This is a genomic window from Pedobacter sp. GSP4, from assembly GCF_051857575.1.
GTDB lineage: Bacteria > Bacteroidota > Bacteroidia > Sphingobacteriales > Sphingobacteriaceae > Pedobacter.
Map to the genome: position 1 here is coordinate 88,708 of NZ_JBPZIR010000008.1, position 26,046 is coordinate 114,753.

A 26,046-nucleotide genomic window follows, 5' to 3' on the forward strand; every position below is an offset into this window, starting at 1 on the left:
TGGAATGGAGAGATCTGTATAAATAGATTTCTCGACTTCGCTACACCCGATAGCTATCGGGTCCGCTCGAAATGACGACCAATAAAAGTAAATCTAATCCTGTGGTCTGTGTCCTCACAGACCACTTGGACTGAATATTTAGACTGGTTGGTGAGACACCAACCAAGGGTTTACCTAGTAGTTAAGCGTATACGTTAAATTGTAGGTTCGGCCACGGCCTGCATAATAAAAGGTTTCTTTTTTAGCCAATGCCTGATACAGATACTGCGAACGTTGGCTCCATACCGTTTGGTAATTTTTATTTAAAAGATTTTGAACACCAAATGATAGGCTTCCGGTGAAGATTTTAACCGATCCCAATAAATCTACGGTGGTAAATCCTTTCAATTCATACTCTACAGGCTTAGTTTGAACTACCGAAATGCCTTTCGAATCGAAAGAATGGAAAACCTGCGCTTTTAAACCAAACACTTTGCCGTTATACCCCAGGTAACCCGACAGTTTAGAAGGACTGGCAACCGTTACATCCTGTAATGACCAAGTACCATCTGCATTTTGTTTTTGTGTTTTAATGTACAATCCGTTTGCACCAGCCTCAAAACCATTTTTCAGGATTAAGGATAACGAACCTTCAGCACCGATATTCCTTACATTTTCATCATAAACTTCGATATTAAGCGTACTGTTGGTCCTTACGTTTTTATCAGATAAGGCATAAAAACCAGCTACCTGAGCGTTGAATACACCTGTACGGTAACGGTAACCGGCTTCGTATTGTTCTGTTTTAATACCGGTTAAAGGTGAGCTGCCTACATTAATCGAGTTGCCCAGGTTCCAGTTGGTACCGGCTAAAGTATAAGTACCCTGCCCGTAATATTTAGCTGGATCGGCCAGGTTAAATCCCTGCGAAAAATTAAACCAAGCCTGTTGAGGCGCATTGATTTTGAACACCAAACCACCGTTAAGCAAGTTCACATCGTAATGGTTTTCTCCACCTGCAATCGCTGTGGCCGTTCTGCCTACACCATAAGCCAAAGGTACTGCAGCGTTAACGCCTACAAAATCGCCTACTTTAACAAACATGCGCTGCTGGCGAACACCTCCCGATAAAGTTAAAAAATCGGTTACTTTAACCTGTGCCTGCAAAAAGCCAGATAAGCCATTTACCCTAAAGTTTGGATAACGGGCAATGGTAGCAATGGTGGTATTGTTTAAACCGCCAGAGGCAAAGGCTTTTGCCCTATCAAACAGGGCCTGCTGTGCATTAAAGGTTTCATGGTCGGCATCAATACCATAATTTAGGTTTAACCTGTTCCAATCTTTGTTTAATACCAGTTTTAATGCACTGTAATTTGTATTTTGGATAGATGAACCGCTGTAAAGCACCTGTGGAATAGCGGCCTGTCCAGGAAATGGGTGAAAGCTAAACTGCTCATTTCTGGCTGCTGCCTGTACATAAAGTGTTTGTCCGCCCAAAATATCGCTGGCCTGATAATTGGCATTAATGTTAGCCCTGCTCGTTTTTGGATCTACATCAGCTGAATAACCGTTCCGCATTTCCAAAAGTGCCGAATTGGATAACAAGCCTGCATAATTTGTACCTAAAAACAGGTCTTTATCGCCACGGTAACCTGAATTATAATATTGGGCATTTACGGTTAACTTCTGATAATCGGTTAATTTAAATTCTGTACTTCCAAAAAAATCGAAAGATTGGTTATACTGTAAATCTGTTTGGGTAATATCGGTAAAAATCTGTTTTCCATCTGCACCATAAGCAGCATTGTTTTTTTGAAAAGCAATACCGATACGGCCGTTCCAATCTTTACTCCCACCAGAAATAGCCTGGGCTACGCGTACATCGTGATCGCTTTTTTGCTGCAAACCACTGCGAACCCCAACCTGCGTAGTAAAACTTGGCTGACTGTTCTGACCTTTTTTAGTGATGATGTTAATGATACCACCTGTTGCACCGCCACCGTAAACCGCACTAGCGCCAGATAAAACCTCGATCCTTTCAATATTAAAGGGATCTATCGATTCGAACTGACGGCTTACCCCACGTGTACTATTTAACGATACACCATCTATCATCACCAATGCATCTCTTCCGCGCTGGTTCTGTCCGTAATTGGTACGCCCCTCCGGACCGGCATCTAAGCTCGGTATTAGTTGCGCCAATGCCTGTTTAAATGGTACACCTGCCCTGGCCTGCTCCTGAATTTTAGCGCCGTCTACAACCCAAACGGTTCCGGGTATCTCACTAATTTTGGTCGGCTTGCGCGAAGATACCACCACCACTTCTTGCATATTGGCCGTAGGGCTTAAGAAAATGGTGAGGTTGACCGTTTGATTTTTGGCTAAACTTACTTTTTGAAGCACAGTAGTATAGCCTACATAACTTACCTGTAGCTTATAGGCGCCTTCTGTTAATTTAAGTTCAAAAGTACCATCGGCACCGGTTGTGGCCGTGCTATTTTTACCTTCAACTTTAATATTTGCACCAACAAGTGGTGCGGTTTCTCCAATTACCTTTCCGGTAACGGTTTGTGCTTTACCTGTTAAAATAAATCCACAAACCAAGATTGCAATTAAGTATAGATTTTTCATGCTTGTTTATTTGGTTTTCATCAATGATTGATATTTTTTTTGCGCAAAGCAATCATTAATTTAGAATAAATCCAAATAAAATTAAGAAATTATTTATCTACCCCTTGATAACAAACCCAAAAAACAACCTCGTAAAATACTTATTAACAACATGTTAAAAATATTTTAAATATTATTTTTAATCAATCTAAATAAAAATATACCCTAGCAGTCGAGATTATTGCTAATCGCGGCGCTAAATCTCAAGCAATCTACTAACCAATTTATGGATAAAAATACAGGCTGATTAAGGCCGGTATTTTATTGCCTTTACCTTTTAACTTTTGAAAAATTGAAAAACTAATGTTTACATCAGACCTAGAAAAACATGAACTTATCGATTTCCTTACGGAAAGTCCGACAAAGGAAATCTTTCACCACGAAAATGAAGAAGAGTACCTACATGCTGTGGGGAAAGTTACCCAAGCTGTAAAAAAATTCCTGAACAACAACCAACAGCCTTTTAGTGGAATTTCGCCAGCCAAACTAAGGCCTCTGTTCGATGCGATTGAGTTTGATAAAACGCACGACAATTATGATGCACTGCTAAAAGAGGTTGAACAGCTGTACACCAACCATGCTGTTGCTTTCCACCATCCGGCGTACATTGCACACTTAAATTGCCCTATTGTGATTCCGGCGGTAGCTGCTGAAGTGATGATTTCGGCCATCAATTCATCTATTGATACCTGGGACCAAAGTGCAGGGGGAACACTGATTGAACAAAAGCTGATTGAATGGACCTGCGATCAGATCGGTTACAGTAAAAAAGCCGATGGCATTTTTACCAGTGGTGGCACGCAGAGCAATTTAATGGGCCTTTTATTGGCCAGGGATCATTATTCGGTTACTGTTTTAAACCACAACATCAAACTAAACGGCTTACCTCCCGAGGCTTCCCGGTTTAGGATCTTTGTTTCGGAAAAAGCACATTTTAGCATTCAAAAAAATGCATCGCTTTTGGGGCTGGGTGAAAAATCGGTCATTAAAATTAAAACCGACCGCAGCTTTAGGATGAATACCGTTTTGCTGGATGATGCCATTAAGCGCGAAATTGCCAACGGAAACATCCCTATTGCCATAATTGGTACGGCTGGAACTACCGATTTCGGCAATGTTGATCCCTTGGCCGAACTGGCTTCTATCAGTAAAAAATACAATACCTGGTTTCATATCGATGCAGCTTACGGTTGCGGATTATTGCTTACTGATAAATACCGCAGCCTGCTTAACGGTATAGAGCTGGCCCATTCTGTTACGGTTGATTACCACAAGTCGTTCTTCCAGCCGGTAAGCAGCAGTGGCTTTCTGGTACGCGATAAAAACCTGTTTAACCTCATTACGCATCATGCCGATTATTTAAATCCAAAAGATCATGATGAGGATGGTTTACCCAACCAGGTAAACAAATCGATACAAACCACCCGCAGGTTCGATGCTTTAAAACTTTGGTTTACGCTAAGGATGATGGGCAGGAACAAATTGGGCGGTTATTTTGATACCATTATTGAAACAGCAGCCAAAATTGCAGACAGGCTGCATACCGACAGCGATTTTGAGCTGATGAACGACTCGGATATCAGTGCACTGGTTTTCCGTTACCGTCCGAAAAATGTGCGGTTAGATGTTTGTGCCATGAACCAGTACATTAAAAAAGCCATGTTTAACCAGGGCAAGGCTTTGGTTGCCGGCACTAAAATCAATCAGCAGTTCTACCTCAAGTTTACCCTACTAAACCCGCTTACTACCATCAGCGATATTGAAAACATCATTAAAATCATTAAAAAACATGGAAACGAATACGTTAGACTCAACCAAGCTTCAGCAGATTTCAGAAGAAACTAACTTTAATGCCCTCCTAAACAGCTATTGTAGAGAATTTAACAACTGGAGCCGTTACCTGGGCGTACCCAAATACGATGAGCCACTGGCCAATTACCTGCTTAGCACAGAAGACCGTTTGCACATCCGCATTGATTTTACAGCCCTTGGTTCTGAAGTATACGTGCCGCTTAAATTTTATGCCGATAGCGGTCGGCACGTATTCAATTTCCCTGTAATTGAGCGGAATATTGCCACAGATGCAATCAGTCCGATCAGTATTTACCGCTTTATGGAGCTGGCCATAGCGTTCAGTGCCGAAGAATTCCCTAATGCTGATGCCACCGTGGTTAACCAACGTTTGGCCAACAGTGTAGAAAACCTTGGGGCATTTCTTGCTTATTTTAAGCAGCATGGGAAGCCGGTAAATTTTGCCAAAATGAACTTTATCGATGCCGAGCAATCTTTGTTTTTAGGCCATAATGCCCATCCCCTGCCCAAGGGCCGATTAGGATTTCACACCAGAGAGGAACTTTTCAGGTTTTCGCCCGAAACGCAGGGACAGTTCCAACTGGCTTATTTTTTAATTGCTGCAGAGAATATCAGCGAGAAAAATGCGGAAGGTTTCGACATGACCGATCTTTTCAGAATTGAATTATTGGATAGTGGAAATGCGGATATCGTTGCTCTTTTAGACCAGCATCCAAACCATAAAGTGGTTCCGATGCACCCTTGGGAGGCTGATTATCTCCTTAACTTACCTACAGTACAGGCCATGAAGGAGGAAAAATTATTGTTCTATTTAGGCCATTATGGAGCACTTTATACTCCAACATCTTCGGTAAGAACGGTTTACAATGAACAGAGTGACTGGATGTTTAAATTTTCACTGCATGTAAAAATCACCAACTCACAAAGGGTTAATCTGGTTAGGGAGCTTCACCGCGGATATGATGTAAGTAAACTTTTAAAAACAGATTACGGCAAAGCGGCCAAAGCTGAGTTCCCAGAGATCGAATTTATTACCGACCCTGCATTTATCACCGTAAACTATCAGGGCGAAACCATTGATGGCTTTAACATCAGCATCAGGCATAATCCTTTTAAGGGCGAAGATGCGGAGAAAAATGTAACCTTATTGGCAGCACTTTGTCAGGATGGTTTATTGGGACAGAAACCGAGGATTGTACATGTAATTGAGGAAGCATCCATCAATAAAAATAAAAGCCTTGCGTATACTGCGGTAAGCTGGTTTAAACAATACCTGCATCTATGTGTGTCGCCAATTGTTGGGCTTTACCATAATTTTGGGATGGCCTTTGAGTTTCACCAGCAAAATGTGCTGCTCGAACTGGATAAGGATTTTTACCCTGCCAAGTTTTACTTTAGGGATAACCAGGGTTATTTCTTTAGTGATGCCAAAGCAGAGGCCCTTAAAAACGTTTATCCAGGGATTGCAGCCGAAAGCGGATCGATTGTGCCGAATGCCTACATTATACCGAAACTTACTTATTACCTGCTCATTAACAACATATTGGGCGTGGTAAATGCACTGGCAAGCAATGGTTTGGCAGATGAGAAAGCGCTAATTGATCTGGTTTATCTTGAATTTAAGCAGTTCGAAAATAGCGACACTACGGGATTGGTAGATTATATCCTCAACCGCCGCAGCTGGGAAGTAAAAGGCAACCTGCTTACCAACCTCTGCAATATCGACGAAGCGAGTGCACCTATCGATAATCCGGCCATTTACCGTGAGTTTCCCAATCCGCTCAGCAAATATTTCTTCTCAGAGCACCTGATCAAACCACAAACCAAAGAAGCGCTGTACAGTAGGTTTTTCCCAAAAGAAAATGTTACCATCAACATCCGTCCTTTTGATATCGACCGTGATCTGGAAATGGTTCACGATTGGTTTAATCAAGAACATGCCAAACCGATCTGGAAAATGGATGGTCCGATTAAAGGCCTGGAACTTTTTTATAGGACTTTATTGCCCAACGATTCATCGCACAGCTTTATTGGCGAAATAAATGGCGAGCCTACTTTTACCATAGAGCCTTACTGGCCCATGCGCGATGGTGTAGGTGCCTGCTACGAGGCCTTAACAACCGATTATGGCGCGCATTTGCTCATTGCACCGACTGATAAGGACAAAAAATTCAGTTTTGAAACCGGGCAGGCCTTGATGGATTTCATTTTTGAACAACCAGAAGTCGGTAAATGTATTGGCGAAGCAGCTGTTGAAAGTCGCGCGATGCACATTTTCGTTACCAGGTTAGGTTTCAAATTAGAAAAAGTAATCCAAATGCCTTACAAAATGGCCAACCTCACCTTTTGCTACCGCGATTGGTATTGGGAAAAATTCCCTGAGGCAAAGGCTTATGCCATGTTGAAGTTAGCACAATTTGAAACGGAGGAAATTTAATGCAGCAGCCAAAAACATACGACATTGTAGGCATCGGTATAGGTCCATTTAACCTGGGCCTAGCTGCCTTATGTGCGCCGATAGAAAGTTTATCCACTTTATTTCTTGATAAGGCAAGCGAATTTAACTGGCACCCCGGTATGATGCTGAGTGATGCAACATTACAGGTTCCTTTTATGGCCGATCTGGTTACCATGGCCGATCCGACAAGCCCATACAGCTTTTTGAACTACTTAAAACAGACCGACCGTTTGTATAAGTTTTACATCAGGGAAGATTTTTTTGTGTTGCGCAAAGAGTATAATGCTTATTGTAAATGGGCAATTGCGCATTTGCCGAACTGCCGGTTCGGACAAAAAGTAACTGCCATAAACCATATTGATGGGCTTTATCAGGTTGAAAAAGTCGATCAGGCAACAGGAGCATGCGAAACCATTTTTACCAGAAAAATTGTGCTCGGTACAGGAACTGCACCTAAGGTTCCCGATTTTATTACACCTGCCATTCATAAAAATGCGGTACACTCTTCTGCCTATTTAAAGTTTAAACCTACTTTATTGGCACAAAAAACGGTAACCGTAATTGGTTCTGGCCAAAGCGCTGCCGAAATTTTTTATGACCTTTTACCAGAAACCGAAAACGGCTTAAAACTAAAATGGTTTACCCGGCCCGACCGTTTTTTCCCCATGGAATATTCGAAGTTGACCCTAGAACTGACCTCGCCTGAGTATGTTGATCATTTTTACAATTTAAGTGATGCGAAGCGTAAACAGTTACTGGCTAAACAAAATTCATTATTTAAGGGCATTAACTTCGATCTGATTAACCAGATTTTTGATAAACTGTATGAATTGAGTGTTGATGGAGAGAAAATCAACGCAGAATTAATGCCGAACTGCCAATTAAACAATCTAAAAGTGAACAAGGATGGCAGCTACCAGCTAGATTTTTATCATACCGAAAGCGAAAAAGATTTTACGGTTGATACGGATTTTGTGGTATTGTCCACCGGCTATAAATATAGCGAGCCAAGCTTCCTATCAGGTATTGATATGCGCATTGCACGCAATGCTGATGGCCTGTTTCAGGTACAGCGCAACTATGCCATTGATGTGAGCGGAAATGAAATTTTTGTTCAAAACGCCGAATTGCATACGCATGGATTTGTAACGCCTGATTTAGGGATGGGTGCTTACCGCAATGCCTCCATCATCAACGCTATTTTAGGTTTTGAAATCTATCCGGTTGAAAAACGGATTGCTTTTCAGCAGTTTAGTGTTGATGGGGAGCAAGAGGCCTTAAGACAAGCTCTGGATGATCCTAAAACAGAGTTTGAAGAAAGGGCCTGTCACCTTGAGCCTGTTGAAACGACTTAGATCTTACTCGTCCTTCGACAAGCTCAGGATGACAATGTATACAGCCACAGTTGGCCGGGATTATAGTTGGTCGGGATTTGAAATCCCAATCACCGAAAACCGGATTTAAAATCCGGAGTACAACAGGTCCCGATTACAAATCGGGACCAGCAACAGCCTGTAGAAACTAACTAGTTTTTTTGTTAGTCCTTCGACAAGCTCAGGATGACAATGTATACAGCCACAGTTGGCTGGGATTATAGTTGGTCGGGATTTGTAATCCCGATCACCGAAAACCGGATTTAAAATCCGAAGTAAAATAGGTGCCGATTACAAATCGGGACAAGCAACAGCCTGTAGAAACTAACTAGTTTTTTGTTAGTCCTTCGACAAGCTCAGGATGACAATGTTATACAGCCACAGTTGACTGGGATTATAGTTGGTCGGGATTTGAAATCCCGATCACCGAAAACCGGATTTAAAATCCGGAGTACAACAGGTCCCGATTACAAATCGGGACCAACTAAAAAAAATTAAATACATGAACTACAACAATTTTAACCACATCAAACCTTTAAAAAAAGAAGTTTGGGATAAAGTAAATCTCAACTACATTGCAAAATCGATAGTTGAGCTAATGCACGAAAAATTAGCGGAACCAACACTTATAAATACACATGAAGATGGAGTGCTAGATTTCCAACTCTCTACCGATACGGAAAATATTTACTATACTTTTTCTGGTCAGCAGCGGGCACTCGATTATCTGCATATTGATAAGCAGAGCATCAAAAAGTTTATAAACGGCAAAAGTGTAGCCGTAAACAACGCACCCGCATTTTACACAGAACTACAGCAAACCTTTGGTATTAATCCATTTACCCTTGCCCATTTTATCGAAGAAACCTTAAATACACTTTATGCCGATGCTTACATCCATGAAAAAGGCAGGTTAACAGCCGATGAATTGGCCAGTGCGGATTATCAAACCATTGAGCATCAAATGGATGGTCACCCATGGGCAACCATTAACAAAGGCCGTATCGGTTTTAACCATAGCGACCAAGGTAAGTACGCCCCAGAAGCAGCACAAAGAACGCAGTTGGCCTGGTTAGCGGTTCATAAAAGCAGGGCGAAGTTTAAAAGCGTTGAAAGTATTTCGGCCTTTTCGTTCTACAATGAAGAACTCAGTTTAAAACAGGTCCATGATTTTAACCAGGTATTAATTGACCAGCAGTTAAAGCCTGAAGATTACTTTTTTATCCCGGTACATGAGTGGCAATGGAACAATAAAATTGTACTGCAGCTGGCACACGATATTGCCCATCAGCTGATTCTGCCTGTTGGTATTGGGAACGACGAATACATGTGCCAGAACAGTATCCGTACCTTTTTTAATGTTAGTGAGCCTAAAAAGCACTATGTAAAAACAGCCATTTCAATTTTAAACACCTCTATTTTCAGGGGATTGTCACCTAAAAAACTGGCTATTGCACCCAAAGTAACCCAATGGGCAAAAGATATGCTTCAGGGTGACGATTACCTTAAACAAACCCGTGTAGTGCTATTGGGCGAAGTAGCTACCGTGGCTTATACACACCCGCAATACAGCGAAATACCGGGTTCACCGTATCAGTATCAGGAATTTTTAGGTGCAATTTGGCGCGAAAGTGCCGAAAACTATTTAACAGAAGGCGAAAATATCATGACCATGGCCAGCCTTCTTTATATAGATGATAAGGGTAAAAGCATGGTGCAGGCTTTGATCGAAAAATCGGGTCTTGATGCCGAAACCTGGTTAAATGCTTATTTATCAGCTTACCTAAAACCGGTGCTCAGAATTTTTTATAAACATGCTTTTTTCTTTAGTCCGCATGGCGAAAACACTATATTGGTGATGAAAAATGGTGTTCCGGAGCGGATTATCATTAAAGATTTTGTAGAGGAAATTGTATTGACAGAAGAATCGAAAGCCAAATTACCAAGCGACCTGGTTGATGTTTTAAGGGAGATTAATGATGAACTGGCTCCTTTATTTATCTTATCTGGAATATTCGATGCTGTATTTAGATACCTCAGCAATATTTTCCACAGTTATGTAGGCCTGGATGAAAAACAGTTTTGGCGTCAGGTGGCCGATGTAATTTTAGCCTTTCAACAGGAAAATGCTGAGCTTGCTCCAAAATTTGCAAAATTCGACCTTTTTGTACCAGAATTTATCAGGGTTTGCATAAATAGGGTGAGATTATTAACCCATGGTTACAGCGAAAGCACAGATGTTCCGGTTCCAGAACTGATTGGTACTTTGATTAATCCCGCTGCTGAAGCTTTGAAGGAGGATGTTTTAGCTTAGTTGAATTTTTACTATTCGTCATTTCGAGCGGAGCAAAGCGAAGTCTATAGATCTGTCTCGAGTTAGATCTATCTCCCGAATGTTCGGGGCTGCGCTTCATCCGATAGCTATCGGCTCGAGATGACGGATTTTTTGTTAATTTATGGAAATGATGATCTTTATATCAGATCATACCTGCATTACCCCTGCCCTTGACAACCAACTTTCTTAAAACTATAAAAATAGTTTATTTGTATAAATAATATTATCTTGCTTTGTAAATCGCTTAGCATGAAAACCCTATTGTTTATTCTTTTAATCACTCTTTTATCCGAAACACCAACGATAGAGAAAGACCGCGACCGTTGGAAACCTTATTATACGGATACTGCCCCCGCGAAAACGGCCAGCCAATGGTTTATTCCGTTCGATGTGGTGAACCGTAAACAGATAAACAGCATTAAAATCATCAGCATTTTTGGCGATCATAGGGACAGTTACGTTAAAGGGCACATGCACACCGCCATTGATATTAATCCGGCCAAGCCCAAAACAAAACTGGTTAATGTTTATGCTATGGCCAATGGCATTGTATGTTCTGTGCATTTGGGCGAAAACCAGCGCACGGTAGTGGTAAAGCACAAATTACCTAGTGGTTTAACGGTTTTTACCTCTTACAAACACCTGAAAGAAGTATATGTAAGCAACGGACAAAACGTTGATCAGAACACCAAACTGGCACGCTTATTTACACCACAGGAAAGCAAAAAATATGGCGGGGATTATCACCACCTTCACCTCGAAATCAGGAAAAAATTTGATGATTATGGCTGCGCAAGCTGGTTAACCTTTAATGATGCGCAATTGAACGAGAGGTTTTATAACCCTCAAGGCTTTATTAAAGAACATGTTAAATAGGTAAATTTTAGTCGATGAGCTTAAGAGAAGTAGATTTCGGTTGGTGAGACACCAACCGATAGAATAAAGGGTTTTTCTCTAACAACTTTCCAAAATTACTTAGAAACCTTCGCACCATAAGCAACATCAAATAATTGTGGCAATTAAACCTTCCCTCCATAAGTGGCACCAAATCATTGAAGGTATGCAAGCTTCCCACCATGGGTGGCTTGGAATCATTATAAATAAGAAAGTTTTTATTGGTTATGAACGAAAACCTATGAAGTTTTAATAGCAACGTGCCCATTAACCTCATAGGCTTGGAGTGTTATAAGTTGCAGAATTGGCTAAAACTTAATTTTCAAAACGCATTTTTCCCTGTTTTCATCATTGATGAGCCCATCAGGTAGCGTAATTCTCAGTCCTTTTGCATCCTGCTTCCATTTGATGGTAAAATCTTCATCCTTCCATAATCAGCTCTTTAACCTGTAAAATTGAGGTTGATAAAGACTTGATAATCAACTCGCCATAATTAAATTCCAACAGTTCTATATTAAGCTCGTCTGCTTCGCCTGAATAAAAGATAATTGGGTTTACCTCATAAATATGAAGCTGATTGCTGCTTTGCTCATCTGTTTTCAGCGTATTTTTTCTACTTATTGCCATTACAGTTGGTGTTCAGTTAATTTAAGGATAGTTATTTCAACTAGTTTACAGGAGGGAAATTATAAGGTTTCCAAGCAGGCAGGCCGGCCAGTTCTTTTTGGGTCTGTTCGCTTATGCCAACACCCCAGGTATTAAAAAATGGCGCCAAGTTACGTTTAACAATATTTGAATAGGTTTTAACCCATAAATCGCGTTTTTGCTGATCGTTTAATCTGCCAATGCTCGGCCCGATTTTTTGATATTCTTTAAAGAACGATTTAAAACTTTCCCACCCAAATCCTTCCTGCATCTGGCGGAACATAATCAGTCCGAGAAAAGCATCGCCTTTCCATTTCTCATAGCTGGCCCCTTCAGCAAAATATTTTTTCATCATTTTCTGTGTATTGGCACTTGATACGCCTGTATGCGAATCGTCCCGTCCACCCATTAACCTATCGAACATGTAAAGCGAAAAGAAGTTATTGCTTACTTCGGTTGTACCGCCAAAAACCCAGTTTAAATTTTGCATATTGTGCCCAATTTCATGGAAAAAGCCCCAGTTGGCGCCTCCTTTACTGGGTTTCATCAGCAGCTCGGGATTAGCCATAATTTCGTTTGATAGCATCTTCCTCGACGGCGAATGGTGGATCATAATCGGGTAGCCACTATGCATGTAACCGCCGCCAATGTGTTCATCGGGTACCATACGCTGTGCCCGGTAAAATGGCGCAGGCATATTGGCCAGATCCAATTCTCCAAGTACAACCAAATCCCACAGCTTTAGTACTTCTTCGGGGTTCTTTATGGTTTGCAATACACTGTCGGGCAAGGTTAAAATTACATTCTGGGTAGCCATTTCGCCCCAGGGTGCCTTATTGTTTTTCAACTGTGTTTCCCAATCGGCCTGGGTACTTTTGCCCAACACAAATAATGGTGCGGCAACGGCATGATTGATTTTAAAATCAATGGTTCTGCTTTCGGCCTTAGGTTTTACGTTAATGTAAATCAAGCCACCAAAAGGAGAACTTAACCTGTTTTTCCCAATTACCAGTTTTTGTTTTTTGGTAATAATCGGCATCCTCCGCCAATCTTCCTTACCAGCTACCCAGTAATTTAAACGGTCGCTATGTGCACCAATCTGAACTTCCAGATCAGTTACATCTGCTGTTTTAGGCACCTCAATTTCGATATATTCGCCTGCTTTGGCATATAAGCCGGTACTGTACATGGTCGCGTTATCGTAACCGGAGTAACCCAGCGTAGAGACAATGGACACCAGACTATCGGCCATTTTTTTATGCTCGATACTAACGGTTTTATTGATAAACTGAAAGCCCTCTTTTACTGCGCCAGGAAAAATACTGGATGAAGGCTGTGCTTTAATGCTTTTGTAATCGGTGCTCTTCAGCGTTTCATCGCTCCATTTAGCGATGGCTTTTCTAAATACGGTATCGTTTTTAGAAAGTGTATGTTGTGGCGAAATGACAATTGTGGATGGATCTTTAGCGGCATCCTGAGCCAAGGCGGCTAAGCTTGTTGCTACCAAGGCAAGGGTTAATACTGTTTTCATTTGTGTGTTTGGTTTATTTAGGATTGTTTGTGTGCTTTAATTGGTTCAGCGCAGTTTGTATTATACTTTTTTAAGGCGGAAAACCTTGGTTTCGTGAGCAGTTACCTCACCTGTCCATTTGTTGTTTTTGCCGATCACTTTGTGCTGCCATAAATCTTTTATTTCGTATTTATCGGCCAGGCCCAGTTCTGCAAAGTTTACTTTGGCATTTTGAGCAGTTACTGATTTATTTAAAATGGCTATAGCATAGTCGCCATTGGCCAAGGGACGTACAAAAACATCCCAAACCTCGGTTTTGATTTTACGTTCGGCCTGTTTGCCCAAAGCATCCTGGTTTAAAGCAATCACTTCGGTATTGGTGAAAATAGTCTTCGCTTCACCGTCCATTTTGCGGATATCGCAACTGGCGTATAATGGCGAGTTAAGCATACTGTACAAACTCATCTGGCTCTGGTATTCGGCTTTGGTACAGCCCACACCTTTAAAAGCAGAAGACGGGCCTTTGGTACCATGCAAGCCGGCTACCAGCATATCGCCATCGTTCCATTTACCTGGACCTGAAAAGCTGGCCAAACCAGCCATTTTATCCACCACATTATAAATTCCAACGCCTCCTTTACCTTCTACATCCATCCATTTATCCCTGATATCGTAAGTGGTGCGCCAGCTTTGTCCGCCAACCTGCGCACCCCAGTTCCAGGGTTCGCGTGGCCCCCATTCGCAGATGCCCAGTACAATTGCCCTGCCCGATTTACGCAAAGCCTGCGCGATGGTGCCATAACGTTTCTTGGCCGTTTCTACATCTTCTGGTGCATTGCAATAGTCATATTTTAAGTAATCGATTCCCCATGATGCAAAAGTTCTGGCATCCTGCTCTTCAAAATTTAAGCTTGCAGTATAACCGCCGCAGGTTAATGGTGCCGCGTCCGAATAAATGCCAAGTTTCATGCCTTTACTGTGCAGATAATCGGCCAGTGCTTTAATGCCGGAAGGAAATTTCTTCGGGTCTGCGATGATGTTGTTTTTATTGTCGCGACCGCCCTGCCAGCAATCATCCAAAAAAATATACTGATAACCCGCTTTCACCATCCCACTGCTTACCATGGCATCGGCCATTTCTTTAATATCCTTTTCGTTTGGATTTTCTGACATGATGTTCCAGCTCATCCAGCCCATTGGAGGCGTTGCAGCCAGTTTTGTTTCTTGTGCAAAACTCAGCTGAGTGACTAAAAGTAAAGTGAAATAGACTTTGATAAATTTCATATTTTGATCAGGTATCTTTTGTCGAAGTTTTTATATAAATCATTAAATGGCACAAAACAATCTAATCAACTAAAAAGATTGCTTCGTGCCTCGCAATGACGGAGAATGGTTATTTAATCGGTTTGATATAATAACTGTATTGGTAATCTTTGAAAGGAATCTGATATTGGATTAATGGCATTGAGCCCCAGCTATCGATACCCTGAACGCCCAGTTGCTGTAAATCCATGTGTACATAAATCTGGTTGCGTTTTACCAGCTCGCCAGAGTGGTACTGTTTCTTCTCGGCTTCTGGATCCAGATCTTCAACAGCATATGGCAGTGCATTAAAATTCAATAACTGATCGGCAAATTCGAAGCGTAAACCTTTACCGGCCTTATTGGTAAATGCCACCCAGCGTACATCAGTTTTATTGCCACTTTCCTGCGGACGGGCGTAAGGGAAATACTGATCGGCAACGGTCGATTTATAAGTACCGATCAATGAGGCTGTTTTTCTATCAACATAGTTTTCGCCCGGACCACGGCCATACCACTGAATATTGCTGAAATCGTTTTTCAATTGCAGATCGTTTCCTATGCGCATTAAGCTTTTGTAGTTTCCGGTAACCGCTTTAAACTGGTTATTTACTTTAACGGTTCCATCGGCCAGCACATTAAATTCCTGTGTGGTTTCTGCATCGCCCTTAAGCAGGGTAGATTTTACAATAAGCGTAAAACCATCGCCGCTTGAACTTACGGTTGATTTAATATTGCTGGTATTGTTATCCTGATATACATTACGCCACATGCGCAATCTCGTATTTAAGCCTGCACCGATATCGTTATCGGTTGGTGCACGGTAAAAGCCGGGTTGCGGTCCCGAAGCCAATAACTCTTCTCCTTTAGCCAGATAACTGATCAATGTACCTTTGGTTAAATCGAAGGTGATGGTAAAATCGCTTCCTTTAACAATTGCACGATCGGCAGTTTGTTCTACTTTTAAAGCCTTTTTGCCGGCAGTATAGGCACTGGCCTTTGGTGTACCGGCCAAAGCAATCTGCTCGTAGGCAATTTCGTAGCCTTTCTCTAAAAATGGTTCGGCAGTTTTTAAGCGGTAGCGAACATTTAAGAAATACTCTTTACCTGCTGCATAATTTGTTTTAAAAGGTATGGTTAAGGTTTGGCTTTGGCGTGGACCAACATTCAAGTTATTTACCACACCGGTTTGCACTACCTTGCCATCTTCTACCAGTTCCCAGTTTAACTGTATGTTGTTAATATCTTTAAAGAAATAGCTGTTGTTTACATTAATCTGGTTGGTGCCGTTAAAGGTGGTTTTAATGTACTGATGCACTTTTTTAAGCTCAACGGCCATTGGGGTCATACCACGATAAGCGGTAACCACACCTTTAACACAGAAATCGTTATCGCTAAAGTTTTCATCAACGGGGCCGCTTAAAGGGAAATCGCCACCATAGGCCATAATGCGTTTGCCGTTTTTAACGGTATCAATCGCCTGATCTATCCATTCCCAAACAAAACCTCCCTGCAATTTGGGGTTGTTTTCAATCGCATCCCAATACTCTTTAAAATTACCCAAACTGTTGCCCATAATGTGTGCATATTCGCTCATAATAAACGGACGGGTTTCTTTATCCTGTTTTGAGTAACGTGGCAGGTAATTTGGAGACGGGTACTGCGGTACAATCATGTCGGTATTAAAATCGCTTTCTGCTCTTTCGTATTGTACGGGACGGAAATCTTTTCCTTTTAGCCATTCGTATGCCTCGTAAAAGTTAACACCGTTACCGGCTTCGTTACCTAAAGACCATGTGATTACCGAGGCATGGTTTTTATCTCTCTCGTACATCCGGGTAATCCGTTCTAAATGCGGGATGCGCCATTGTTTATCGTTGGCAAAAGAGGTTTCCAAACTGTAATACCGTCCGTGCGATTCGATGTTTGCTTCATCAATTACATATAATCCATATTCATCGCAAAGTTCCATCCAATAGGGATCGGGCGGATAATGTGAGTGGCGGACCGCATTTACATTCAGCTTTTTCATCATTTCCATATCTTTTTCCATATCGGCATGGGTTAAGGTATGGCCCTGGGTGGCATTGTGCTCGTGCCTGTTTACGCCTTTTAAAAATACGCGCTTACCGTTAACGAGCAGATCGCTCCCTTTAATTTCTACGGAACGGAAACCCACACGCTGAGGGATTACTTCAATTACCTTTTCGTTTTTATCTTTTAAGGTAATGTACAAGGTGTATAAATAAGGAATTTCTGCCGACCAGTTTTTGACGTTGCTGATCTGTGTTTTGAAAGAGAGGTTGGTTTTATAGTTACCCAATACCTTTTGAAGCGTAGTGGCATCTTTCCAAACATTAATCCCTTTGGCATCAACCAAATCAAGTGCTACATAAAAGCTATCGGGGCGGCTATGGTTGGTACGTTGATCTATTTTATAATTTTGTACGGCTAAATCGACATTTAACAATCCATTGGTATAAGTTGCATCAAGTGTACCTTCTACCTTAAAATCGCGGACATCTAATTTTGGTGTAGAATAGAGATAAACATCACGCTCTATACCCGAAATGCGCCACATATCCTGGCATTCGAGATAACTGCCATCGCTCCATCTGTACACCTGGAGGGCAATGGTATTTTCGCCCGGCTTTACGTATTTGGTAATATCGAATTCTGCGGCGAGCTTGCTATCTTCGCTATACCCCACCTTTTTACCGTTAACCCAAATGTAAAAGGCCGATTTTACGGCTCCTAGGTTAATAAACACCTGGCGACCATCCCAAGTGGCAGGGATATTTATTTTTTTCCGGTAAGATCCTACTGGATTATTATCAGCAGGGATATCGAATGGCGGGTTCATCCGCGCGCCGGTTAATTGGCGGCCAGCAAATTCGTAGGGCTGGTTTACGTAAATTGGAAGTCCGTAACCGTTAACTTCCCAGTTGGCCGGAACTTTAAAATTATCCCAGGTTTTATCGTCAAAATCTACTTTATAGAAATCAGTTGGTCTTTTGCGTGGATCTTTTACCCAGTTAAATTTCCAGGTACCGTTTAAAGATAAGAAATAGGTCGATTTTTCTTTTGCTCTTTTAGCAGCCAGCTCTTGGTTTTCGAATGCAAAAGCGGATGCGCGCATAGGCAGGCGGTTTACTGAAACTACTTCGGGTGTTTGTAGCTCAGTGGGCAGCTCTTGTGCACTGATTTGCCCGGCAATAAGGAATGAGGTAAATAAAACGGTTAGTTTTCTCTTCATTGTGTGTGATAATATTTAGGTTTTGTGCACCCAAATTACTGATGATAAATTGATTATTGGGAAAATGTTTTAGCGCAAACGTTTGAGTTTTAAATATGTTACGATTGGCAGGGAGGTTGTTTTTATAGTTTTGGCCGTTGCATTATACAGTCTTTTTGTTTAAGGTTATGTACCGTTTGACCATTAAGGACATTAAGTTTTGCATGGTATTTCTACATATCAAGCAATACAACATCTTATTACCATTAAGGGATTAAGTACATTAAGTCTGTATGGTCATCTAAATATCAAGCTACATAACATCATACTACCATTAAGAAATTAAGGGCATTAAGTTTTAGACAGTATTTTTAATGTTAGATTATACACCATTTGACCATTAAGGGATTAAGGACATTAAGTTCTGTATGGTCTTTCTACATATCAAGCTATACAACATCTTATTACCATTAAGAAATTAAGGGCATTAAGTTTTAGACAGTATTTTTAATGTTAGCTTATACACCATTTGACCATTAAGGGATTAAGGACATTAAGTTCTGTATGGGCTTTCTACATATCAAGCTATTCAACATCCTATTACCATTAAGGGATTAAGGACATTAAGTTACCGCCCTCTTTCTAAATGTTGTGTTTTTAAACAGAAAAAACCCTATGCCTCCTCCGGAGGCAAGGGTTTCACTAACTAAACTAACTATTATTTTAAAAATTCTAACTCAAACTGATTTAAGAATGGATTACCATCTATTCCGTAATCGTTCAAAATTTTAATATTCATCCAATAAAGAGAAAGTGCTGTTGCATCGCCCAAAGTTGATACAAATGATTTTGCTCCTTGTACATAGGTGGGATCAGCTGTTGTTCCAGCCGGAACATCAATGCCCAGTGGAGTCCACTTATACTGTCCACCCAAAAACATATTGTATCCTCCTGGTGCTTTATTTCCTAAAATGCCTTCTGCACCCTCATCAATAGCCCAAAAGCCTATTAAATTTGCATAGTTCGGATGTTTACTGATATCCTTTAAACTAACATTATTTGCTATTGTGGTAGCATCTAATGCGGTGTTAAAAACAGATAGGTTGGCAGCATAAAAGTCAGACTCGCCACCAAATGCACCAACTTTTAAAGGTTCGGTAGTATTTATGCTTTTCGAAGCACTAACATTGTACGAATTTTTAAGTACTCCATCTACGTAAGCTGAAGCCGTTCTTGTGGTTGAGTTTACATATTTAACAGTCATGGTGAGTGTATGCCAACCATTTGCCAAAACTCCCGACATCTGTAATTGCTGTTTTCCACCACCACCATTGCCACTTCCGCCAAACTCCAAATTCCAAGTATTACCTTCCTGCATCCAGAACCAACCCGTCATAGTAGACCCGTTTAGTAATGTACTTTTACCCAAAAATTGTGGATAGTTATTGGCGGTATTAAATTTAGTCTGCATCTGAACAGTAAAATCCTTATTATCGGCCATATTATACAATCCATTATCATTTGGAACTATGGCTGTAATAGCGCTTGTTTTAAAGTTAATGGTGGTAAAGCCCGTTTTTTTAAGTTCTAACTGGCTCAATAAAGGATGATAAGCCAACATAAAACCACTGGTTGGAGCGGCACTGCTGCCGCCGTGGTTACTGGTTAAAATAATAAGCCAATCTTCGTTAGCGTAATTTTTTCTGGCTTTTAAAGCTGTTAAAATATCTCCTACATAACCATCAGTTTTATTTACAGATGCTTTGTAGGTTGCATTAGAAGCTGTATAGCCTCCATTTGTTCCTGCTGCCACTACATCCCTAAAATTAACGATCAATGCGCCTAAATTAGTTTGGGCATTCAGCAAAGCTATTGTACTATCTTTAACCGCAATATCCGAACTTACAACAGGTGCGAGATCCGTGTTACTTAAGTATTTGCGTAAATTAGCCCATGGTGTTACTACACCAGTTTTAACGGTTTTAAACTGGGTAATATAATCTAATACATTCCGGTAAGAAGTGATCGATGTATGCCCTGTTCCATCACGATCCTGTAAGCGTTCAAAATTATCATCTAATATCTGGTGTTTTGCAAAACCAGTACCTGTTAGTAAACTTACCCATCCCCCTGCGTCAGAAACACCTTTTATGGTAGTAAAAGAGTATTTACCATTCTTTTGCATGGCTGTAAAGTTGGTTGGTGCAATAGCTTGTAGTTCTGCCCCACCTAAACCATCAATTCCAATAATGAGCACTTTTCTTTGTTTTACATTACTCGTTTTCAAATCTTCATAAATCGCATCCGGATTATTATATTTTTTACACGCGGCGAAGCAAAGTGGAATAAACAATGCCAAAGCACTATAATATTTAAATTTATTTGAAATTTTCATCTTCTTTAATTTAGCGTTTATTTAATTACACCCAACTCAGCCATTGCTGCATAAGGAAATGAGGCAACGGGCGTATTCCAACCATCTTTTAATAAGATCTTGAAAAATTTACCATATACCGGCCCATTAGGAAATACAAATTCGTAACGTGAAAATGCATTTGGAATCTGCGTAGTGCCCACACTTGTAAAACCAATATTATCACTACTCACTAATATTTCTATATTTTTTACACGCTGAGCGGTAGAATTCCGCGGAACAAAATACATTCCTTTAACTGTCATCCTTTTATTCTCACTATACACAATAGTATAAGGATAGCCTTGTGCTGTTGTTGGCGCAGGGCTATATTGCGAGTGCCAGTAAGTTGCAGTATTATTATCGAGCATAGCGGCTGGACTACCTTCATTTGATTGATTTGAGCTTACAGTAACACTTGGTGCAAATGAAATTGCAGCTGTTCCCCCTGTTTTATTCAAAGCATTATATGTCCATACCTGATTAGTTAAGATTGGATATTTTGATGATACCTTAATTGCAACAGCGTCGCTTATTGAAATGCCCCATGCATCAAAAAATGGTGCTAAATCAACTTTTGTATAGTCTGATAATTTTTCGTAGACAAAATTATGCTTAGTAATATCGCTCGAATTTAATCTATCTGCATGGCGGGCTTCTGAATATAGATAAGTCATTGCACCATAGCCATATTTTTCAAAAATCTGAACAAAAGGTGTCATCCTTCTAAAAGGCCCCTTGCTATCGTCTGTCATAAAAGCATCGGTATCAAAGTTTTTGACTCCTGTACCACTGGCATAGGTTATTGATTCAGGAAAACCACTTGATACTGCAGGGTGCAGAATATTATAATTTGCACCAATTCTATTGGCTACTTTAAAACTGAACAGGTTGTTGGTGGTTTCTCCCAAAGTGCTCCAGCTCCAAACATCACCTTGCTGGCAATTATGACCAAACTCGTGATAGGTACCCCATTGGCCGCTGCTGGTATTTAAACTGTTGAGACTTGTAAAACTCGCAAACCAATAAGAATCGTTTAAACCTACAAAAGGGAAACCGCTATGGCCATAACCTTTACTTAACTGGATATCTAATATACCGCGCCATTGACTTTGCGGACTACGGTCTCTCACATCGGGAGCATTATCTGATAAGCCCATCCATGCATTATAATCCAGATCGAAAACATCGTTCCATTTGGTAAATACTGCCGTTGGATTGGTAAAAGGTTCGCTGGAGTTAAAGGTTGCAATAACCTTATCTCTCGGAATCGTAAAAATAACGCGTTTAGCCCTTAATTCTAGCCAAGGCACTTGTGAGGCTTTTACTTTGGCAACCCAATCAGCATCAACTGTTTGACCTAAAATGAAATCGGGAGACACCACAGCACCGCTAATGGTAAATGTAACAGGATTGGCGTATGCAAAAGAAGCCAAGATGTAAATATGCCCACCATATAGGTTGCGTATGTAATTAACTCCTGCAACCAATAACTTTCTGTTGTAAATGATTGGATCGCGTAGCAATGGCGATTTACCAGAAAGGTTATCGGTATGCGAACCTATCTGCACTGTTAGTCCTTCTACTCCCGCCGGAACCACTAACTTGATAAGTTCGCCCGGAGCAGCATAATAACCTGTACTATATTGTGGTGAAGGTGCTACGGAGATTCTTAAATTCTGTGCAGTTTGATCGGTAAAGTTAAGATCCAGGGTAAACTGTGCATCTTTAACCCTTGGCTCTGATTGATCTACCAAACCAGGAAAAACCCTGGCTTTAGCATACATAGACTTATCTATTACTTTCATGTTGGTATCAATAGTTCCTTCTGCCACATTCTGTGAATTGTCTGGATAGCCATCTGGTACCTCATAGCCATATTTTTTACAAGCGGTAAATGCGAGTAAAAGAGAAAGGCCAAATATTTTAGTTAACTGATTAAATTTCATTTTATCAATTTTAAAGTTAGTTGGTTGATAATACTATTGTTGGGGTAAATAAATTACCCATTAAGCCCCATTGTTGTGGTATAGCTATGTTTAACCAGTTATAGATTAATACAGGGATATCAATGCCATTTGGTACATTTTTAAAGGCCAGATCGGTAATATTGCCCGCTACAACCGGCGAAACTTCGAGAAAAGCCCCCCAGCTTGCACTCCCGGTTACTGCAAAATCTTTTTTCGCCGTCGAAAGATCTTTAAGTACCAAGCCATTACCTTCGTTAGCAGGCCACCATCCCAATAGCTTATCCGGGTTTGGCGCTGCAAAAGAAATCTCCTTTTTCATATTGGTAATTAGGTCTGCATCGGTCATGGCGAAATTATATATAGCCATATCCCTAAACCATAAATCAGTACCATCTGTAGCACTCGTTGCTTTTCCAGCCCCCATGTGTAAGGCGGCAGGATTGGTTAAATTTTTTCCGGTAATATCTACACTGGTAATTTTTTTGCCATCCTGAAATAAGGAGGCGTAACGTACAGCTCCTTCACTAAATAACTTAAAAGCAAGTGTATGCCATTTACCATCTCTAATTACAGCACCAGCAGAAATAGTATAACCACCTGCAAAGCTTAAGTAATAAGAATCGCCCCAGGTCATTAGATCCCAACCGGTACTGTTTAATCCTTCCCTGGCACTGTAGTTACTCATGTTGCCGCAAAAATGAGCGTAATTACTTGCGCTACTTGCTGTACTCCTTATTTTTAACACAAAAGTATAATCGCCGCTTGTTCCAAAATCCCCAATATTGGCATCAGAAAGTACAGCCACTCCATTATTTGCCGTAGTTGAAGTTAGGCGAAGTGCCGAACCTGTAAACGGATAAGAACTTGGATCTGGCTGATTTACCAGGGTTTTTGAAAACCTTGGGTTATAAAATGCGACATAAGTATTTCTTGAAGGATCGGTGTAAACATTAGATCCTGCGCCCCCACCAGATACGCCACCTCCTTTGTTGGAAGCGACAACGACTAACCAGTTTTCACCCGAATATCCTTTTCTGGCTTTTAATGCGGTTAAAATCTCACCAATATACCCATCAATAGTCTGAATTGCAGTTGCATAGGCTGGTGTACTTGCTGTGTATCCATTGGCTGCACCTGCAACATCGGCGCTATGAAATTGTGCAACCACCATTGTAGGGTTATTTGTGTTTAGCTCAGCTACTACTCCGGCCTTAACAGCTGCATCATCTGATACGTTCTGTTTTATTGTTGCATCACCAGCCAGTTTATCGTTAAAAAGTGGAGTTGATGCAATTGATACCGTTCGTGATATACTTAGCGAACTTTTGATACGGGTAAATATTGTAGGCGTAGTTGCCAGATTTAGGCCGGCAAAATCCTCAGTGGTTACATTGCTTTTGGTGTAATCGTAACCTGTAAACATATTTGTCCATGCCGCGGCATTTGTAATCACATTCCGCTTATCATCAGCAAGTCCATCAAAAGTATATAATGCTTTAGCATTGATTGTTGCGATATTGGTTGGTGCAAGTGTTTTAATTGCGGCTCCCGTTACACCATCTAAAACAATGTAAAGCACTTTTTTACCTGCTCCCAACCCCGCGGTATCGTTTTTAAAAGTCTGGGGCAATGTATTTTCAAAATCCTTATTACATCCGGTTGCCGTAAGGATAAGCCCAAGTACTGAAGCCAAGCCAAAGCATTTTAGGGCGATAGTTAATGTAAATCCTTTTTTCATATTCATTATGTCTGAAACTATATTGATCAATTAGAAAAAGTTAGGCGCAATAGGTTGCGTGGTAAAAAGGTGTTGAAGCGCAAAATATCCCCTACCAAAATTACCTGCGAACCTGTACTGATTGAGGTTTCGAGCATATCGTAAATAGTCCCTTGAAAACCTCCGGTATTGTTGTAGCCAAGCGCCAATTGCCCATTGCTTTCCAATACCATAAACCCTTGCCTTAAATAGTCGCCGTATTTGTTGAAAGAGCCACTAACAATTATTTTTCCGTTATTAAGCTGCCCTACAAACGTGGTTATACCTCCGGTTATAGCCAGTGCATTAAAAGTAGTTACGTTGCTGCCATTTGCATTTAGCAAATTAATGCCTGCCGCAGCCTTACCATTAAAAGTTGTGAACGTGCCACCAATTACAATTTTATCGGTATTGATGTTGTATCTGATCGAGTAAATATCACCATTTGCACCTGCCCCCACGCTAAAGCTGTTGTCTACGCTACCATCTAAGTTCAGCCTTACAATCCTATTGGCCTGTACACCATTAAATGTGGTAAAAGTACCGGCCAAGATCAATTTTCCATCGGCCTGCATCATGGCATCTAGAATTACCCCATTGGCTCCCACAGCACTTTGGCGGGTAGACTTGTTATAATGAAAGGTCGAATCCATGCTACCATCCATGTTTACCCTAACCATTTGGCGCATTCTCGTTAAATCGTAAACCTTTTCATCATAACTGGAGTTTGGCAGATACATCCGTTTATAATTATTAAAATTACCAACAAGGTAAACCTGTTCGCCAAAAACAAAGGTCTTTCTAACAGCCCCATCCACACCGGCATTAAATGCACTAACGGTATCGCCATTTTTGTAAATTTCCTGTGGTTTTGGATTAATAACATTGGTAAGAATTAAACTATCCAATGATCCGTTGGTATTTAACCTCGCTACATTATTTAACGTTTGACGGTTTGGACGTGTAGAATTAAAAGCGGTAAAACTACCTCCGATAATAAATTTACCAGCCTGACTACCGGTTGCAATCCTGGTAATCGAATTGATGTATTTGCCGGCACCACCAGCTGCTTTACCAAAAGCAACTCCACTTGTGGTATAAGCCCCATCTCCCGTTATTTGTGCAATACCACCTATCGGCACTTTTTCTGTTCCCTTTAATTCAAAATTGTTAAAGGCTCCAGCTACGAAGTAGTTACCATTTGGCAAACCTTCTACATCATAAACAGTGCTTGAACCTGTACTATTTGTAGCCCCATTAATGATCTTCCATGTAGGATCTACACTTACTTTACCGCCTACTTTAACCAGTGGGCCAAAAAAGCTTTGTCCTTGTGAGGTAATCCACATACTGCCTGTGCTGGCTGTAACCGGAACTTTAAAGGTTAAGGTACTATCGTTTGTTGCCGCAGTAACCACTTCGGCTTCAACTTCATTTACATATACTTTAAAATCGTTGATGTACTTGTTTAAGCCCTTTACCTTTACACTTAATACCTCACCTGCATTTACAACATCCGGTTCGATGGTTTTAGTTACGAAAGTGATATCCAAAGGTTTTTTACCTCCTGCATAAGGATCTTCGGTTAGGCCATTCTGTTTTTTGCAGGAAACAAAAGTTGCTACGAGGCATGTTGCCAAGAACAAATGCGCCTTAAATTTATATTTTATGTTATTTAACATTTTTATTCAATT

14 protein-coding genes are annotated in these 26,046 nt (G+C 40.8%); 5 read left to right on the top strand and 9 right to left on the bottom strand.

Annotated features, from left to right (window positions below; translation table 11 throughout):
• Window positions 1-174: 174 nt before the first annotated feature.
• A complete protein-coding gene (locus ACS5PU_RS18825; protein WP_439460708.1) occupies window positions 175-2,610 on the bottom strand; it encodes a TonB-dependent receptor in 2,436 nt (811 codons plus the stop codon).
• A gap of 342 nt (window positions 2,611-2,952) precedes the next feature.
• Here ACS5PU_RS18825 and ACS5PU_RS18830 point away from each other — a divergent pair, with 342 nt between their 5' ends.
• The 5 genes from ACS5PU_RS18830 to ACS5PU_RS18850 all read left to right on the top strand — a co-directional run bounded on the left by ACS5PU_RS18830 (window position 2,953) and on the right by ACS5PU_RS18850 (window position 11,503).
• Complete coding sequence (locus ACS5PU_RS18830) at window positions 2,953-4,494, top strand: pyridoxal phosphate-dependent decarboxylase family protein (RefSeq protein ID WP_439460709.1); 1,542 nt, start codon at window positions 2,953-2,955, stop codon at window positions 4,492-4,494.
• The gene (locus ACS5PU_RS18835) at window positions 4,439-6,898 is read left to right on the top strand and encodes a GNAT family N-acetyltransferase (RefSeq protein ID WP_439460710.1); all 2,460 of its coding nucleotides are present in this window, start codon (window positions 4,439-4,441) and stop codon (window positions 6,896-6,898) included. Before ACS5PU_RS18830 ends, ACS5PU_RS18835 begins: the two co-directional genes overlap by 56 nt.
• Entirely contained in the window at window positions 6,898-8,274 is a 1,377-nt protein-coding gene (locus ACS5PU_RS18840; protein ID WP_439460711.1) for a lysine N(6)-hydroxylase/L-ornithine N(5)-oxygenase family protein, read from the top strand. Before ACS5PU_RS18835 ends, ACS5PU_RS18840 begins: the two co-directional genes overlap by 1 nt.
• 520 nt (window positions 8,275-8,794) lie before the next feature.
• Window positions 8,795-10,606: an IucA/IucC family protein gene (locus ACS5PU_RS18845; RefSeq protein WP_439460712.1), complete on the top strand. Its 1,812-nt coding sequence runs from the start codon at window positions 8,795-8,797 to the stop codon at window positions 10,604-10,606.
• A gap of 270 nt (window positions 10,607-10,876) precedes the next feature.
• The gene (locus tag ACS5PU_RS18850; protein WP_439460713.1) at window positions 10,877-11,503 is read left to right on the top strand and encodes a M23 family metallopeptidase; all 627 of its coding nucleotides are present in this window, start codon (window positions 10,877-10,879) and stop codon (window positions 11,501-11,503) included.
• Window positions 11,504-11,941: 438 nt separating this feature from the next.
• Here ACS5PU_RS18850 and ACS5PU_RS18855 read toward each other — a convergent pair whose 3' ends face one another.
• The 8 genes from ACS5PU_RS18855 to ACS5PU_RS18890 form a co-directional block, all read right to left on the bottom strand.
• Window positions 11,942-12,148 carry a hypothetical protein gene (locus ACS5PU_RS18855; RefSeq protein ID WP_439460714.1) on the bottom strand — a complete coding sequence of 69 codons (207 nt, stop codon included), beginning with the start codon at window positions 12,146-12,148 and terminating at the stop codon, window positions 11,942-11,944.
• 40 nt (window positions 12,149-12,188) lie between these two features.
• Window positions 12,189-13,697: a M60 family metallopeptidase gene (locus tag ACS5PU_RS18860; RefSeq protein WP_439460715.1), complete on the bottom strand. Its 1,509-nt coding sequence runs from the start codon at window positions 13,695-13,697 to the stop codon at window positions 12,189-12,191.
• Window positions 13,698-13,757: 60 nt separating this feature from the next.
• Complete coding sequence (locus tag ACS5PU_RS18865; protein WP_439460716.1) at window positions 13,758-14,960, bottom strand: glycoside hydrolase family 27 protein; 1,203 nt, start codon at window positions 14,958-14,960, stop codon at window positions 13,758-13,760.
• Between the two features lie 109 nt (window positions 14,961-15,069).
• Complete coding sequence (locus ACS5PU_RS18870) at window positions 15,070-18,234, bottom strand: glycoside hydrolase family 2 TIM barrel-domain containing protein (protein WP_439460717.1); 3,165 nt, start codon at window positions 18,232-18,234, stop codon at window positions 15,070-15,072.
• 697 nt (window positions 18,235-18,931) lie between these two features.
• On the bottom strand, window positions 18,932-20,608 hold the full coding sequence (locus ACS5PU_RS18875) for a LamG-like jellyroll fold domain-containing protein (RefSeq protein WP_439460718.1): 1,677 nt from the start codon (window positions 20,606-20,608) through the stop codon (window positions 18,932-18,934).
• Window positions 20,609-20,625: 17 nt separating this feature from the next.
• On the bottom strand, window positions 20,626-22,575 hold the full coding sequence (locus ACS5PU_RS18880) for a M60 family metallopeptidase (RefSeq protein ID WP_439460719.1): 1,950 nt from the start codon (window positions 22,573-22,575) through the stop codon (window positions 20,626-20,628).
• A gap of 16 nt (window positions 22,576-22,591) precedes the next feature.
• Window positions 22,592-24,334, bottom strand: a complete 1,743-nt coding sequence (locus tag ACS5PU_RS18885; protein WP_439460720.1) for a hypothetical protein — start codon at window positions 24,332-24,334, stop codon at window positions 22,592-22,594.
• 26 nt (window positions 24,335-24,360) lie between these two features.
• A complete protein-coding gene (locus ACS5PU_RS18890; RefSeq protein WP_439460721.1) occupies window positions 24,361-26,034 on the bottom strand; it encodes a DUF5008 domain-containing protein in 1,674 nt (557 codons plus the stop codon).
• Window positions 26,035-26,046: the final 12 nt, after the last annotated feature.

Excerpts from the sequence above, each read along its gene's own strand:
- ACS5PU_RS18850 (WP_439460713.1), top strand. The coding sequence starts at position 10,877 with ATGAAAACCCTATTGTTTATTCTTTTAATCACTCTTTTATCCGAAACA.
- ACS5PU_RS18845 (WP_439460712.1), top strand. The coding sequence starts at position 8,795 with ATGAACTACAACAATTTTAACCACATCAAACCTTTAAAAAAAGAAGTT.
- ACS5PU_RS18855 (WP_439460714.1), bottom strand. The coding sequence starts at position 12,148 with ATGGCAATAAGTAGAAAAAATACGCTGAAAACAGATGAGCAAAGCAGC.
- ACS5PU_RS18840 (WP_439460711.1), top strand. The coding sequence starts at position 6,898 with ATGCAGCAGCCAAAAACATACGACATTGTAGGCATCGGTATAGGTCCA.
- ACS5PU_RS18870 (WP_439460717.1), bottom strand. The coding sequence starts at position 18,234 with ATGAAGAGAAAACTAACCGTTTTATTTACCTCATTCCTTATTGCCGGG.
- ACS5PU_RS18890 (WP_439460721.1), bottom strand. The coding sequence starts at position 26,034 with ATGTTAAATAACATAAAATATAAATTTAAGGCGCATTTGTTCTTGGCA.
- ACS5PU_RS18825 (WP_439460708.1), bottom strand. The coding sequence starts at position 2,610 with ATGAAAAATCTATACTTAATTGCAATCTTGGTTTGTGGATTTATTTTA.
- ACS5PU_RS18860 (WP_439460715.1), bottom strand. The coding sequence starts at position 13,697 with ATGAAAACAGTATTAACCCTTGCCTTGGTAGCAACAAGCTTAGCCGCC.
- ACS5PU_RS18875 (WP_439460718.1), bottom strand. The coding sequence starts at position 20,608 with ATGAAAATTTCAAATAAATTTAAATATTATAGTGCTTTGGCATTGTTT.
- ACS5PU_RS18830 (WP_439460709.1), top strand. The coding sequence starts at position 2,953 with ATGTTTACATCAGACCTAGAAAAACATGAACTTATCGATTTCCTTACG.
- ACS5PU_RS18835 (WP_439460710.1), top strand. The coding sequence starts at position 4,439 with ATGGAAACGAATACGTTAGACTCAACCAAGCTTCAGCAGATTTCAGAA.
- ACS5PU_RS18885 (WP_439460720.1), bottom strand. The coding sequence starts at position 24,334 with ATGAAAAAAGGATTTACATTAACTATCGCCCTAAAATGCTTTGGCTTG.
- ACS5PU_RS18865 (WP_439460716.1), bottom strand. The coding sequence starts at position 14,960 with ATGAAATTTATCAAAGTCTATTTCACTTTACTTTTAGTCACTCAGCTG.
- ACS5PU_RS18880 (WP_439460719.1), bottom strand. The coding sequence starts at position 22,575 with ATGAAATTTAATCAGTTAACTAAAATATTTGGCCTTTCTCTTTTACTC.